Origin of the sequence: Pseudoalteromonas sp. SiA1 (assembly GCF_018732205.1) — a bacterium.
Classification (GTDB): Bacteria; Pseudomonadota; Gammaproteobacteria; order Enterobacterales; family Alteromonadaceae; genus Pseudoalteromonas; species Pseudoalteromonas tetraodonis.
On sequence record NZ_CP076084.1, the window covers coordinates 2,785,648 to 2,800,013 of the forward strand.

The following is a 14,366-nucleotide window of genomic DNA, read 5'->3' on the forward strand; positions in this document are numbered from 1 at the left end:
AAATAATGTATTAAGCGGCGCTTTAAGCTTGTGAGAATACAGGGTGCCAATCGTGCTCAATAAGCTCAAGCACCTGCTCTTTTGGCACCGCTTTACTAAACAAGTAGCCTTGAAAGTAGCTGCAACCTTGCGCTTTTAAAAAGGCCAGCTGATGTGCGCTTTCAACCCCTTCAGCAATACACTCTTTACCTAAACTGCTTGCTAAAGTTAGTGTAGATTGAATAATCGCTTCGTTATCCGAATCAATACCAATATCTTGCACAAAGCTGCGATCTATTTTTAATACATCAATCGGAAAGCGCTTCAAATAGGTTAACGAGGCATACCCTGTTCCAAAATCATCCATGTACAACTTACAGCCTAGTTGTTTTAATAAGTCCATATTTTTAAGCGCATGTTCTGAGTCGCGCATTAAAATAGACTCTGTTATTTCAAATACAATAGCCTCGGGCGGCAGTGCTGCATTGTTTAGTGCTTGACGAATTTCAGGGACGAGTCCGATAAATTCAAAATCCAGTGCTGAGAGGTTAATTGATAGGTATAGATCAGGACACACTTTACGCCAACGAGCTAACTGCACCAAAGCACGCTTAAATGTTTGTAGCATTATTTTAGTGATTAAACCTATATTTTCAGCTACGTTTGCAAACTCTTGCGTACTCGCTAACTGATTATCAGGCCAGCGTAGTAACACCTCAAAGCCCACTGTTTTTTGCGTAGACGCATTAATAATGGGTTGATAATAATTACAAAATTCATGTTCATGATAAGCTTTGATCAACTGTGATTCTAAATGCATCGCTCTTTCAACACGTTGATTCATTTCTTGTTTGTAAAACTTATAACACCCTTCCAAGCCATCTTTAGCATAATAAAGCGCCACATTTGATGCTTTCAATAGTGCTTTATAATGCGCGGCATCATCAGGGAAAATAGCCACACCAATACTTAGGTGCACATTGACGCTTTGCTGATTCATAACAATGTCTTTACTCACGCAATCCATTAGTTTGGTGCATATAAGTAATACTTCTTCTATTTGCTGAATATCTTCAACTAGAATTACAAATTCATCACCGCCTAAACGCGCGACGCTATCACAAGGACGTAATGCTGTTTTCAAGCGGTTCGCCACCAGCTTTATTATCTCATCGGCGTTTTCTGTGCCAAATGAATCATTAAAATACTTAAACCGTTTTATATTAACGTGTAACAAAGCCACTTTACGCTGATGGCGGCGCGCCTGATCGATGGCATGTATAGCTCTGTCGTTAAACAAGGTTCTGTTTGGCAGCCCAGTAAGTGAATCGTAATTAGCCAGTATATGCAGTTCGCTCTCAGCTGACTTTTGTGCATGAATATCCGTTAAAATAATCACAAAACTACTCAGCCTTTGGCTTTCATCAGCCACGGCGCTTATTTTAACCAGTACATGGCGTTGCTCTTTGTTTGCCAGAACGACAGTGTCTTCACATGAAAAATGTTCGCCCACTTCAAGCTTTTGCATAATTCGTAAATAATCAAAATAGCTACTGCGGGACATTCCCAAATTAAGCGCACGGGTTGAACGAGGCTCTGCTGATAAGCCAAAAGCGCTTTGCAGTGATTTATTTGAGGCACGTATATTAAAGTTTTTATCTAAGATAAACACCCAATCTCGGGTTTGTTCAAACGCGGCGGTAAATAACCGTGCATGCTCTTCAAACACCCTTTCGCGTGTCATATTGGTATACGTACCGGCTACTTTTTGCGGCGTTTGTTTGTCCCACTCAACCACCTTGCCAAAATCTTTGTACCAGCGCCAATGACCTTTGGCGTGGCGTAATCGGTAGGTACAATTAAAATATCCTTTATCTGTTGATAAAAATTCTAACCACTCCAACCTAAAAATAGCACGCTCTTGAGGGTGAATCTTTTCTAGGTAGTCATCTAAACTCACCGAGTCATCCTCGTAGCCTAATTCGTTGACTAATCTAGGCTGATAAATATTTAACTGGCTCGCCTGCCAATCCCATACACCCGACTCACTTCCCTCTAGCGCAAGCTTTAAACGCGCCTCACTGTCTTGGCTTTCTTTGTGTGCTGCCAATAAGATACGCTGTATTTTGTTGCGCCTCATTACCCATGCAGTCACTATGGTGATCAATAAAACGGTATAAAGCGCTAAAAAGTAAGGGGCACGCCATAGCGGATATTTCACTTTAATATTTAACGTGGCTGGCGCAGTATAGTCGCCGGTCAGTGGATCTTTTGCCCAGACTTTTAACTGGTAACTGCCGGGGTTTAATTTAGGAAACACCACTCGATTATTTCGGGTATAACTTTTTTTGCCTTTATCAAGCTGATATTCGTAAATAATGCGCTCTTGGAAGCTGAATGACATCGCTGAAAATGCAATTTCAAGCCCGATATCATCATGATTTAAAGTGATATTTTTTAATGGCTGCTGTAAATTTATAGACAAATCTCGAGACATTAAGTTAATGCGCGTGATATTGACGTGATCTAATAAACCTTGGCTATTTTTATTGTCTTTAGGATCAAAGTAGGTAAAGCCCTTGAGGCTACCGAAGGCAATTCGGCCATCCGCTAACTTAGCCATAGCGCCATTATTAAACTCAGCAGAGAGCACCCCATCTGATGTTGTAAATTGCTGAAAATGAATTGTTTCAGGATTTAGTCGCCATATTCCTTTATGACTACTCATCCAAATCATTCCCTCTTCATCAAGAACCATATCGTACAACAAGGTGCCTAGTTTATTTTTATCTAAATCAATTGTGTGTACTAACTCATAGGTCGTTGCATCAATACCAATCAGCCCAAAATTAGATAACGATAGCCAAAGTATGCCTTGCCCATCTACCACGTAAGAAAGAATACTAACGGCTACATTATCATGGTGTTTAGGCACTTTATAAATAGTGTTTAAACTTAAATCATTGGGGTTAAATTGATATAAAACGCCACCACTAAAAAATAATGGCTTCTCGGGTTGGTTCGGTAATGGGGGTAAAAAGCCATGCGCTAAAAAAGGGTCAAATTGTGCTAATTCGCCTTTTAAGTGAACTAATTGTCGGCTATCAATATTATATTTAAACATGCCATGATCTGGGTGTACAAAATACAAATCTCCGTTTGGTAGCAATGTCAGGCCATGCATCCAATCATTTAAAAAAATCTGATTGGTAGGACTGTTAGTTCTTGGTTGGGTAAGTTGCTGAGTTTGCGGGTCAAAAATGAATAATCCTCGGTTTGAGTGCAACCAGAGTTTATCTTTGTAAGGCATTATTTTGAAAATAGTAAACTCTGTGGTCAGTAAATCGACTTTATAATCTTTTAAATACACCTTTGAGCGATTACTTTTTAAATCAACCGCAGTTAAACCATTGTGTGTGCCTAACCATAGCTTTTCTTGGAACTCCTTAATTGACCATACCGAATGATGTGATAAACCATCCCCAACCAGTGCATTCCCCTCTACATTATAAAACTTGTAATTGTCGCCCGATAAATAAAACGCACCATCGGTTTTAGTGGCTAGCCACATTCCGCCCGATTTATCTTTCACCATATCAATAATACTGTTATCGGCGAGGGTGTACTTACTCTGTTGGATACGTTTATTTTTAACCACTTTTTTAGTGGTTAAATTAAAACAAAGCAGGCCTTTATCTGTTGCTAAATCGAGCACTCCTTGCTGATTATCAATATCCCAAACATTCAAATCGGCCAGTAATTTTTGGCTTGTAAATGATTGCTCGCGGTTGTTAAACATTGCCTCTAAATTACTAATATCAACAGCGTATAAGCCCTTAACTGCACCTACAAGCAACTGATTGTTATTACCTAGCGCAAATGATTTCACATTATTTTGATAAATATGTACATCCGTTTCGCTCAAGTGCTCGAGTGGCCTTACCTGCTGTGTTGCGATGTTAAAAACATACGCGCCGTCTGTGCTACCGATAAAAATATAACCGTTATAATGAAACAAAGTACGCACAAACGCATTTTCAAATTGCTCAGGAAGTGTAAATAAGGAGGTAATAGAGCCGTTGTCTATATCGAGTTTTGCAAACTCTCGGCCTTGTCCAATCCATAAGATTTTATCATCGGTGGCTAACATAGTAAAAACGGACTGCTGTAGTATTTGCTCTTCTGTGACAGGTTTTTCTATGTATTGTTGGTAGGTATCCGTTTTCGGATCGTATCTAAACAAGCCTGCTAATAAGGAGGCAATCCAGATATGCCCTTGTTGGTCTTGATATATGCGATCGATGATCGCCTCTTCTAACTCACCATTTGGGCCATTGATTGGAATAACTTGATAGCCATCGTATCGGTTAAGACCTCCTTCAGTAGAGAGCCATAAATACCCATTGTTATCAATAAGCATGGTATTAACGTAACTTTGAGATAAGCCTTCGCTTGGGGATAATCGTTTTACTTGCGCTGTTACTTCAACGCTTATGAGCATAAACAGCACAAATATGGCTGTGATAAACCCATTAATACTCATACCCATGCTTGTCCTATTACTAATTTATGTTTTATTGATATTTCAATGCGGTAATATTTCGGTGCTTATAAGCATCAAATAGCGTTAATAATGCAGGAGTATATGTTAACACTTGGTTAAAACCAAGTGATTGATAAAAATCAGTAAGGCGTTGATAAGCAAAGGTGTAAACAGGTTCTGTTTGCGCATTTAAAAGGGCAACTAATAACTGGGTTGCCACCCCCTTTGAACGATAAGAAGGAGCCACGAACACCGTTGATAAAAATAAAAAAGTGGGCTTATTCTGTAACCGGCAGGCGGCAATAATCGTATTATTATCGTAAGCGACCCAGACTTGATCCTGTTTGTTAGCACGGCCGCGGACGTTATGTAACGTATAAAACTTATTAACTAAGGGCGTTTTAATTGATTCTAATTGTTTAATTACAAGCATAGTAGGCAAACCCTAGCTAAGCATAATTGCCAAATACTGCTCAAATTTTTGTTTTAAAACACCTTGCTCTGCAACAGGACGACTATGCAGAGTGTCGTACACTTGCTCACGCGTTTTTTTACCGCGCTTAATTTGATAAGCCCAAAATGAGGCCTCGTAATCTAACTGAATTTGATACTTTTGCTCTCGCGGCAAGTTACACAGATTAAAACTCATATTCACTCCAATTATTAGGGGCTATAAACTTATTGTTGCCTGCATGAATACAGGTAAGGGCCGTGAGCAGCACACGGAGGCTTTTATTAGCCCACTAGGTTAAACAAGTCGCGCCGAGCGCCCCTAGCTTGAACAAATTTTCATCCGCAAAGGTCAACAGCCCCTCGCTCAATAAAACGTAGATTATACGTTTAAACTTATAAAAAACTAACTCTATAACTAATAAAAATAAGCGACTGTAAATAATTCAACGTAATCAATAATTGTTGGTGGTAACTTTTGCAAGATTACTAATGCAAACTGTGCAAAAGACAGACAATTTGTTACTATGGCTGCTTATTATCTTGCCGCAATTAATTGGAAATACTGACGTGCTTAAACGCTTTAACGGATTGCTGGTATTACTGTGCTTAGTTTTTAGTAATATGTCTTTTGCGCACAGTTATAGCTACACATTTAATCGCCCGCAAAACACTCAACAAGCAAACTATACCATTGAGCTATTACAATTGGCCTATGCAGATATGGGCTTTAAACTAAATATTGTCGATTTTAATCGTCAAAATGCATTATTTGCAGCAGATAATGGCATGTTAGATGGGCAGCTTGCTCGCGATATCAGTATTGAAAGTGCCTATAAAAATTTAATTCGAGTTAACTATCCACTCTTTAAATTTAACCTTGAACTTTATAAACGCTGTGAGCCCAGCTCCACTAAAACCATAGATAGCGTTGCCATTATTTCCAGTTACCCTGTGCAACAGCGATATTTAGACAGTATTGATTTTCAAGGTAAGGTAATTGAAGTTAAAAATAATAATACGCAGCTTAACTTACTGATCCAGCAAAAAGTACAAGGAGCGTTACTTATTGATTTTGCGATGGCAAATAAAACCATTCCCCCCTCTTTAGGCTGCTATGAAAAACAAGTAGTTGCAACCTACCCGCTTTATCATTATTTACATAACAGTCATGCGGATATTGTTCCCCAGCTAGAAGCAACACTGGATAAGTTACACAATAACGGCACAGTTGCAAAACTCAGGTCAAAATACAACCTACACTTTTAAAAATCAAAACCTTGTTGATCTGCTTGCGGTGATGATTGTGCCACTTTATTTTTTTGCTGTAAGTAACGTTTATAGCGCTGCTGGCATAAACTCAATACTTTTTTCTTTTGGGAATTCGTTAACGAATTCCAAGAAAAACGTTCATCGCGACTGCGATAGCAGCCTTTGCAATAACCGCGATTATTAACTAAGCAAATACCTTTACAAGGGCTAGGAATATCAAATATTTCAATTTGTTGCATTTTACCCTCCGGTATTAAAAGCATAGCCTGAGTATAGCGCTATTTTTGTGCAAAAAAAAAGCAGCAAATAAATTGCTGCTTTGTTGTTAGCTTAAACTGTTAATTACTGCTCACAGCTTTGTTCATCTGCTTGTGTTTTTCGATGAAATGGCTTGGCATACATAGCTAAAACCAAATCCCTTAACTCTTCTGGCACCTTGGCCAAACGTTCTTCAAACTGTGCTGCGTCATTTTTATTGATCACCGCCTCAGTGTAGCCAGCAGCAATAAAGTTGCCTGGGTGTAAGTAAAACGAATCAATAATTTGCTTATCAATGGTTTTTGCCAGTTCATCGGCACTGTCACAACCTGACTCAATGGGCTGACCAAACGATAAATGCACATGCCCTTTGGCTGAACTAAACCCTTCAACAATGCTGGCAATATCTTCACCCGCCGATTTAACATACTTGCCATGATGTTGTTTATGATATAGCTCTTTTGCCTTGGCAATTGCACATGGTTCGTATTGGTAAGAGATTGCAACCGGCACCACTTTGAGCTCTTTAATGTATTCGCCAAATTCTTTCTTTTGTTTACGGCCATTAAGTTGCAACATTTTTAAAAGCGCAGGATCAGTTTGATCAACCCCATCTTTAGCGCGCCCTTCTTTTTGTGCAATCCAAATTGAGTGCCCGCTACTGAGTGAATCATAAATATAAGCCGATAACTGAGTCAGCGCTTTTAACATCTCTTTTGGGGCTTTTGCTGAGCGTTTCACAATAAAACTTTTATTTAAGCGCATAAGCTCAGTAATGTAAGGAATTTGCAGCAAGTTATCGCCAATCGCAATTCTCACTGTTTTCATTTTATGCTGGAATAAGCCCCAATTAACCAGTGCAGGGTCAAGTACAATATCTCTGTGGTTTGAAACAAAAAGATAGGCTTGATTAGGGTCTAAGTCTTCTAAGCCAGAAAAAGTGACTTTTGAGGTGGTACGTTTTATTAATTTATTTAAGTAATGTGCCACTTCATTTTGTACATCTTCAACCGTTTTAACTTTGCCCCACTTTTTGCGCAACTGATGCTTTATTATAGCGCGTGCTAAAAACCCAACTGCGGATATAAAGCGTGGCAAATTGTATTTTGCAATTACATCAATAAACGCATTATCATTAATTAATCGCGTTAATGAGGCGGCAACTTCATCGTCATTGTAAGGTCTTATATCTGCGTACTTATCTTCTAATTCAATCATTTACTGCATCTACAAAGTTAAAAACGGCGCGTTAAAACGCCCCGCTGTGTCTGATTTTGATTATAACTCAATCAAAAATACGAAACTAGCAATACTAAAGTTCGATTTACTGAGTTTTCATAGCGTTATAGTTTAACGCCGAGCCAAGCTGTCTTGCTAACAACGCATACGTATAAACTATGGCTATTAATTATTAATTTAAATGGGTAGACCCTACTAACAGCACTTTGTTCAAGTTAACTTAGCAAGGCAGTTGATCATAATAACATGCAAGTTAACCGTCAGTGGGCAGACCACATTTAAATATGGCTCTACAACTGCTAATGTAAACGCAACATGATAAACCCAATAACATTCAAATAGATGATACTCTTTTTATCACAAGCATTTTGCGTACAGGGGTTATTATTCCCTTAACACATACACTATTAGGACACACCGTGAACATAACAATTCTTGATAACGCTACACTGGCAAACACCTCACTTGATTGTATCTCAGCACTGGGAAAGCTTACCGTGCATCAGCTAACTAGCCCAGAGCAAGTGCTAGCACATAGCCAAAATGCAGAGGTGTTAATCACCAATAAAGTAGTGATTAATCGTGACACCATGGCACAATTAACATCACTCAAACTTATTTGTGTTAGTGCCACCGGCACCAATAATGTTGATTTAAATGCCGCGAAAGATTTAGGTATTGCGGTAACCAATGTTGCTGGTTATTCAACCCCCTCGGTTGTGCAGCATACCTTTTCGTTAATTACTAACTTATTAGGCAATACTCATCGCTACCAAGCGGACTGCCAACAAGGCGCATGGCAAAAAAGTGAAATGTTTTGTCGCCTTGATTACAGCTTTAATGACATTCAGGGTAAAACATTAGCCATTATTGGTGGGGGAACTCTGGGCAATGCTGTATCTAAAGTGGCTGAAGCCTTTGGTGCTCATGTCATTGTTGCAGAGCGCAAAGGTGCTGAGTGTCGCCAAGGACGCACGCCTTTTGAAACCGCAATAAAAACAGCGGATATTATCAGCGTACATTGCCCACTTAATGATGAAACGCGTGACTTAATTACGCTTAATGAATTAAAAATGATGAAACCAACTGCGCTTATTATTAACACCGCGCGCGGGGGGATCATTAACGAAGCCGACTTAGCACAAGCCTTAAAAACTAATGTGATTGCTGGTGCAGGTGTTGACGTACTAACTAAAGAGCCTGCTGAGCACAACAATCCACTGGCCAATTACACGGGAGATAACTTACTACTAACCCCACATATAGCGTGGGCCAGTACCGAATCTATTGTGCGCTTGGTTAAAGAAGTGAGTTTAAATATCGCTGCATTTAGTCAACAAGAGTCGCGTAATCGCTTGGTTTAATGCCGTTAAATTAAGTTAGTCAAAATAACTAAAAAGTGGCTTTTTAATTTTATTTCTTAAAAAAGCCACTAACTCAAAAATCACTTTAAAAATAAGCAATTGATTTTTAAGGATTAAAAAACTGGCCTAGTCTTTGCTCTAAAGTCTGTAATTAATCATCTAGGATAATAAAAAATGAAAAAAACACTTTTAATCGCCGCCCTCACCGCTCCTTTTTTAACTGGCTGTGTTATTGCTGTATCCGATGGCGAAGCGGAAGGTCATTGGGCTGGTAATAGTTCTTCTAGCTGGCAGGCAACACATAAGAATAATCGTGAAATTATTTCAGGCTTGGCAATGGATAGCTCTTATCAGTCGGTATTAAAAACCCTAAAAACACCTGACTTCACCGAATTACTCAAAAAAGAAGAGGATGTTTACCAAGTCTTATTTTATGCAACGCACAGCATCCATTCAGATGGTAAAATGACTAAAGATGAATGCACACCGTTGGTATTTAAAAATGATAAATTAGTTGGTATTGGTGCCTCAGCACTGCAAATGCTGACAAACTAAGTAACTACAGCATTTATTGGGCGCTAATTTGATTGCGCCCTAACTTTTTCGCGTTATACAAACCGGAATCAGCTTCTTCTAACAATGCTTTTTCAGTGTAAGCTTGGCTACTCTCACTAGAAGCAATACCAATGCTAATGGTGACGTGTGTAGCGTTTAAAGACGCATTATGTTCAATATTCAAATCATTAACGGCGTTACGTAACTTGTTGGCAAAAGCGATTGCACCTTGCTGATTGGTTTCTGGTAATACGGCCACAAATTCTTCACCGCCGTAACGCGCAACAAAATCACTGCCACGCTCACATTGCGCGGCTAACGTTTTTGCCACTGTTTTTAAACATTCGTCTCCAGCTCGGTGGCCATAGTAGTCGTTATAACGTTTAAAATGATCAATATCTATGAGTAAAACGCACAAAGGAGAGTAGTTACGCTTACTTCTACGCCACTCTCTTTCTAAGTTCTCATCTAAATAACGTCTATTGGGTATTTCTGTTAAGCCATCAATAGAGGCAAGCATTTCTAGCAAATCATTTTTTTGCTTAATTAATAACTGGTTCCGCACTCTAACTTTCACAATAGCGGCACTAAATGGCTTACCAATATAATCCATTGCGCCGAGCTCTAGCCCCTTTGCCTCATCTTCATGACGGTTGTTTGCAGAGATAAAAATAATAGGAATAGCCTGACTTATACTGTTCTCTTTTAGCTGTACGAGTACTTCATAACCATTCATACCAGGCATCATGATATCTAAAATGATTAAGTCTACTTGTGTGTGTTTAACAAACGCCAGCGCGTCTTCGCCGCTTGTCACTAAGTAAACATCATGCTCATCACTTAAGGTTTTTTCTAAAATGATTCGGTTAAGCGCATCGTCATCTACAATTAATATTTTTGCTTTATTTATCATTGCTTACATCTAAAATTTTTATATAAATATGAACTTGTTTTAACTGTATTATCAGCTCTTTAATTGCAGCATTGGCGCTCTTGTCGCCCACTTTTAATAATTGCTCAGTATGTTGAGCACATAATAACAATCGGTTAAACCCTAAGTTTCCTGCTATCCCTTTTAGACTATGCACTAAGCGTACCATTTCAATAGTAGGTATGTCTTTTTGAAGCTCAGCTGAATATGACTCACTTAACACCGCTAACTTAGTAAGCATGCTTTGCAATAGCTTCTCATCATCATTGAACTGTGTCAAAGCGAAGGTTTTATCAAAAAAGCAAGGCTTAGATATGCCTAAATCAGCTATCGATGCAAATAAAATAGGCGCAACCACGGGCTTAGTTAAATGTTTATTCATACCACTATTCAATGAACGTGCAATATCGGCAGGCTCACAATGTGCAGTTAATGCAAAAATAGGCAATTGCTGGGCGTCAAACTGTTGGCGTATTATTTGGGTTGCTTGATAGCCATCAATACCCGGCATTTGAATATCCATTAAAACTAAATCGGGGCGTAATATATTCACCCATTCAACTCCCTGTTTAGCATCACTAGCAGTCACAACATTCACTTCGGCTTTACACAATATACTGCTAATAATGTCGAGATTGAGCGGGTTATCATCTATGGCTAATACTAAGGTTCCCGCTATTTCTTCTTGTGGTTTATCCGCTTTATATTGAGTTACTTTCTTTAACTTTTCAGGGGTTAAACTAAGTAACCGCTGCGCCAATGCACTGCGCGGTAAATACTGGCTAATAAAAGAGTCATTTATTGAAAGTTGATTCGGTTGCGAGTGCTCTATAACGATGAGTGAAGTAGTACGAGTGTTTAATACTGCTTTTATTGCTGACGTGAGAAAGGCAGGTACGTCATCAGCATCGATTACAATGCTATGCGCTTGTTGCAAACAATCAGGATCAGTTACGACTATTTCAAGAGCTTGATTATTGAAAAAAGGATGCGCGGTAATAACCTGATTAAGCAACTGACTCTTCGCGCTGGTGATCAGTAATAGCCTATCTGTAAAGCTTGCTGATTTCTCGGTATCTGTCGCTAAATCAAGCGTGAAGTAAAAATGACAGCCATGGCCTTTATCACTACTGATTGCAATTTCACCTCCCATTAATGCCACACTATGCTTTACAATTGCCAGCCCTAAGCCAACCCCTTGATGCAAGCGAGTAGATGATTCATCACCTTGTGTAAAGGCATCAAATAAACGGCGTTGATCCGCTTGAGCAATCCCCACTCCCGTATCGATAACCTGAAAACAAATACGCTGCTCTGTATGGCTCTGGCTCGGCTGTAATGTCATTTTTAATGTCACACTGCCTTTATTGGTAAACTTAACGGCATTGGTAAGTAAGTTACCTAATACTTGTTGCAAACGAATTGTATCGCCGACTAAAAATGGAGAAATTTGCGAGTCTATGTCGATTTTTAGCTGTATCTGTTTTGTTTGGCATAAAGGTAAAATTAAACTTTCGCAGGTATCAATCAAATCAACTAAGCACAATGGCGCTAATTGCAGCGTTGCTTCTTTACTTTCAACGCGGGCAAAATCAAGCATACTATTTAGCATCTGCAACAAATTATTGGCCGCATATTTTGCTTGGCTAGCTTGTTGAATTTGCCGCTGTGTTAACCCGTGCTCTGCGAGCATATCCAATAATCCCAACACGGCATTGAGGGGGGTGCGTATTTCGTGACTTAAATTAGCAATAAAACGGCTTTTAGCTAACGTGGCACGCTCTGCATCATCTTTGGCTTTGGTAAGTTCTGTAACATCTTGAATATGAATAACATAATAAAGCGGCTGACTATTTTCATTCCAAATTAACGACATACTCAACTGTAACCAGGCATTTAATTGGGTATGAGCCAAGGTTAAGTGAAACACCCTTTTTTTATTATTTAATAATTGCTGTAGTAATGCTTCAAGCTCCTGCCATTGCGTATCATTAAAAAGCGCATAAAAAGGAGTATCGGTTAATTTATCATGCTTGGAAAATAATTTTCGTGCGGCTTTGTTTACCTGTAAAATAGCGTACTCAAGCGAGAGTAAAAACACCCCATTTGCGGCAAATTCAATTGCGCTTCTAAATATAGATTCAGACTCTTTTAATGCATACAAAGTATGTTGTTGTTCTGTAATATCACGACCAACCCCCATAGTTCCTAATAATTGTTGCTGTTCATTGTAAAAGGGAGCAATGGTTAACTGATAAGTTCGCTCAGCAACATCTATGCGCTGCTGAATTTGCATTTTATGCTGTAATACTTGATATTCCAGCAAACTAATTTGTTCATACTCGTTACTTATGTTGTGTATTTGCTGCCCAAGGAGTTCACCTTGAGTTTTTCCTACAAACAACTCAAACGCTTTATTACAGCCTAAAAAAATGCTTTCTGTATTTTTAAAATAAATAAAATCAGGCACGCTATTAAGTACTGTGTTTAATAACGCTAAATGACGCTCTTTTGCTTGGTCGCTATGTTTTAGCTTTTGCGATTGTTGCTGTACTTGATCATCTAACTTTTGATTAGCATTTTGCAAAGAAATAACTAAATGCTCATTTTTCGCAAAAATAGCTTTTACCCGAGCAAACCAAGGTTGCCAGTTTAACGGTATTTGATAATTTAAATACCCGCTATTGTCATCGTTATGATGCTCTAAATAACGCATCAACTCGGTCATAGGTTTGATAAATATACGTTTGCTTAACCAAAAAAAGATGTAAAACATCAAACATAAAAATAAGGCTAACGAAATAAACTCTATCAATACTTCATACACAATACCGCTTGAGAGAGTGTGCTTGTCAGCAAGAAACGCCAGATGAATAGGGTTCTTTTTTGAAGGCTGAATTAAAAATAATGAGTCTGCTCGCGCATTACTCTTTTGTGAGGGGCTATTAATATTAGGCCAATAGGTCGATAACTTTATGGCTTGATTAATTGGCTGCTGTGAACTGGCAATAATTTCATTCTCTTGGTTGATAAAAACATACTCGCCTTGCTTTGAGGTTATTTTTTTCAACCAACTAGAAATAGCCTGTAAGTCATATATTAAAACAATATAATCTGAGGAGTTAAGCTCTCGCTGTCGGCCAACTGCAAAATATGCGTTATTGTCTACTTTAATAACGGCACTTGAAGTGAGTGTGTTCGCTGAAGGTAAAGGTTTAAAGTCGCCATTAAGTACCTGCGTTAAAATATAACTTTGTGTATTGTTACGCCGAGCTAAAAAAGCAAAGCCGCGCTCATCAACATAGGCTACAGAATGCAGCGACGAAAGCAGCGCTAGAGCAGTATTGAAAGACGGAGCCAGCGACATGACTTTTTGCCAGCGTGATAATGCCTGTTCGGAATAGCTGAATTGGCCTTTTCCTACTATTTCGCCATTAAAATGTGCTATCTGGCTATAATAATAATGCTCGTATTGATTAATGTTTTTTGTGAAGGCATGATTCGCTGGTTGTGGGGCGTGTTTGTCATACATAATAAACATCGCATTAAGTAAATCGTCCATGGCTTGCATATCATGGTCAAGCTGCGCCGATAACGCACTAAAATCGGTGGTCTTTTTTGTTATTGCACGGTCCATTTTTATATTATAAAAATGCAAACACAAAAAAGAGGCCACCAATAAAGGGATTGCTAACGCCACAAAAACAGAGCGATGATAATGTTTTAGCGGTAAAAAATTCAACGACCTACCTAATTATTAGCTCAAAAATCAAAC

Annotated in this window: 10 protein-coding genes; 3 read left to right on the plus strand and 7 right to left on the minus strand. The window is 38.8% G+C overall.

The features are described from left to right. Positions 1 to 22: 22 nt before the first annotated feature. The 3 genes from KK487_RS12940 to KK487_RS12950 are packed head-to-tail and all read right to left on the minus strand — an operon-like array spanning position 23 to position 5,171. Entirely contained in the window at positions 23 to 4,528 is a 4,506-nt protein-coding gene (locus tag KK487_RS12940; RefSeq protein WP_215521835.1) for an EAL domain-containing protein, read from the minus strand. 25 nt (positions 4,529 to 4,553) lie between these two features. After that, positions 4,554 to 4,955, minus strand: coding sequence for a GNAT family N-acetyltransferase (locus tag KK487_RS12945; RefSeq protein ID WP_036956643.1), 402 nt, complete (start codon positions 4,953 to 4,955; stop codon positions 4,554 to 4,556). Between the two features lie 12 nt (positions 4,956 to 4,967). Next, positions 4,968 to 5,171, minus strand: coding sequence for a DUF3283 family protein (locus tag KK487_RS12950; RefSeq protein WP_013465864.1), 204 nt, complete (start codon positions 5,169 to 5,171; stop codon positions 4,968 to 4,970). Positions 5,172 to 5,596: 425 nt separating this feature from the next. Between KK487_RS12950 and KK487_RS12955 the strand changes: the two genes are divergently transcribed. After that, positions 5,597 to 6,241 (plus strand): transporter substrate-binding domain-containing protein, encoded by a 645-nt coding sequence (locus KK487_RS12955; RefSeq protein WP_049775596.1) that lies wholly within the window; start codon positions 5,597 to 5,599, stop codon positions 6,239 to 6,241. Here KK487_RS12955 and KK487_RS12960 read toward each other — a convergent pair. Continuing rightward, on the minus strand, positions 6,238 to 6,483 hold the full coding sequence (locus tag KK487_RS12960) for a DUF1289 domain-containing protein (RefSeq protein ID WP_013465866.1): 246 nt from the start codon (positions 6,481 to 6,483) through the stop codon (positions 6,238 to 6,240). The genes KK487_RS12955 and KK487_RS12960 overlap by 4 nt on opposite strands. 103 nt (positions 6,484 to 6,586) lie before the next feature. Beyond that, positions 6,587 to 7,720, minus strand: coding sequence for a 1-acyl-sn-glycerol-3-phosphate acyltransferase (locus tag KK487_RS12965; protein ID WP_036956644.1), 1,134 nt, complete (start codon positions 7,718 to 7,720; stop codon positions 6,587 to 6,589). Between the two features lie 440 nt (positions 7,721 to 8,160). On the opposite strand from KK487_RS12965, the gene KK487_RS12970 reads away from it, so the two are divergent. Together KK487_RS12970 and KK487_RS12975 are read left to right on the plus strand one after the other, a co-directional pair. Continuing rightward, a complete protein-coding gene (locus KK487_RS12970) occupies positions 8,161 to 9,105 on the plus strand; it encodes a D-2-hydroxyacid dehydrogenase (RefSeq protein WP_013465868.1) in 945 nt (314 codons plus the stop codon). 174 nt (positions 9,106 to 9,279) lie between these two features. Further along, complete coding sequence (locus KK487_RS12975; RefSeq protein ID WP_013465869.1) at positions 9,280 to 9,660, plus strand: DUF3192 domain-containing protein; 381 nt, start codon at positions 9,280 to 9,282, stop codon at positions 9,658 to 9,660. Positions 9,661 to 9,673: 13 nt separating this feature from the next. On the opposite strand, the gene KK487_RS12980 is transcribed toward KK487_RS12975, so the two are convergent. Continuing rightward, positions 9,674 to 10,573 carry a diguanylate cyclase gene (locus KK487_RS12980; RefSeq protein WP_016900589.1) on the minus strand — a complete coding sequence of 300 codons (900 nt, stop codon included), beginning with the start codon at positions 10,571 to 10,573 and terminating at the stop codon, positions 9,674 to 9,676. Then, the gene (locus KK487_RS12985) at positions 10,563 to 14,333 is read right to left on the minus strand and encodes a PAS domain-containing hybrid sensor histidine kinase/response regulator (protein ID WP_215521836.1); all 3,771 of its coding nucleotides are present in this window, start codon (positions 14,331 to 14,333) and stop codon (positions 10,563 to 10,565) included. Before KK487_RS12985 ends, KK487_RS12980 begins: the two co-directional genes overlap by 11 nt. Positions 14,334 to 14,366 lie beyond the last annotated feature (33 nt).

Bases quoted from the DNA above. Each gene is read 5' to 3' on its own strand.
- KK487_RS12965 (WP_036956644.1), bottom strand. From the start codon at position 7,720: ATGATTGAATTAGAAGATAAGTACGCAGATATAAGACCTTACAATGAC.
- KK487_RS12950 (WP_013465864.1), bottom strand. From the start codon at position 5,171: ATGAGTTTTAATCTGTGTAACTTGCCGCGAGAGCAAAAGTATCAAATT.
- KK487_RS12975 (WP_013465869.1), top strand. From the start codon at position 9,280: ATGAAAAAAACACTTTTAATCGCCGCCCTCACCGCTCCTTTTTTAACT.
- KK487_RS12960 (WP_013465866.1), bottom strand. From the start codon at position 6,483: ATGCAACAAATTGAAATATTTGATATTCCTAGCCCTTGTAAAGGTATT.
- KK487_RS12940 (WP_215521835.1), bottom strand. From the start codon at position 4,528: ATGGGTATGAGTATTAATGGGTTTATCACAGCCATATTTGTGCTGTTT.
- KK487_RS12980 (WP_016900589.1), bottom strand. From the start codon at position 10,573: ATGATAAATAAAGCAAAAATATTAATTGTAGATGACGATGCGCTTAAC.
- KK487_RS12955 (WP_049775596.1), top strand. From the start codon at position 5,597: ATGTCTTTTGCGCACAGTTATAGCTACACATTTAATCGCCCGCAAAAC.
- KK487_RS12945 (WP_036956643.1), bottom strand. From the start codon at position 4,955: ATGCTTGTAATTAAACAATTAGAATCAATTAAAACGCCCTTAGTTAAT.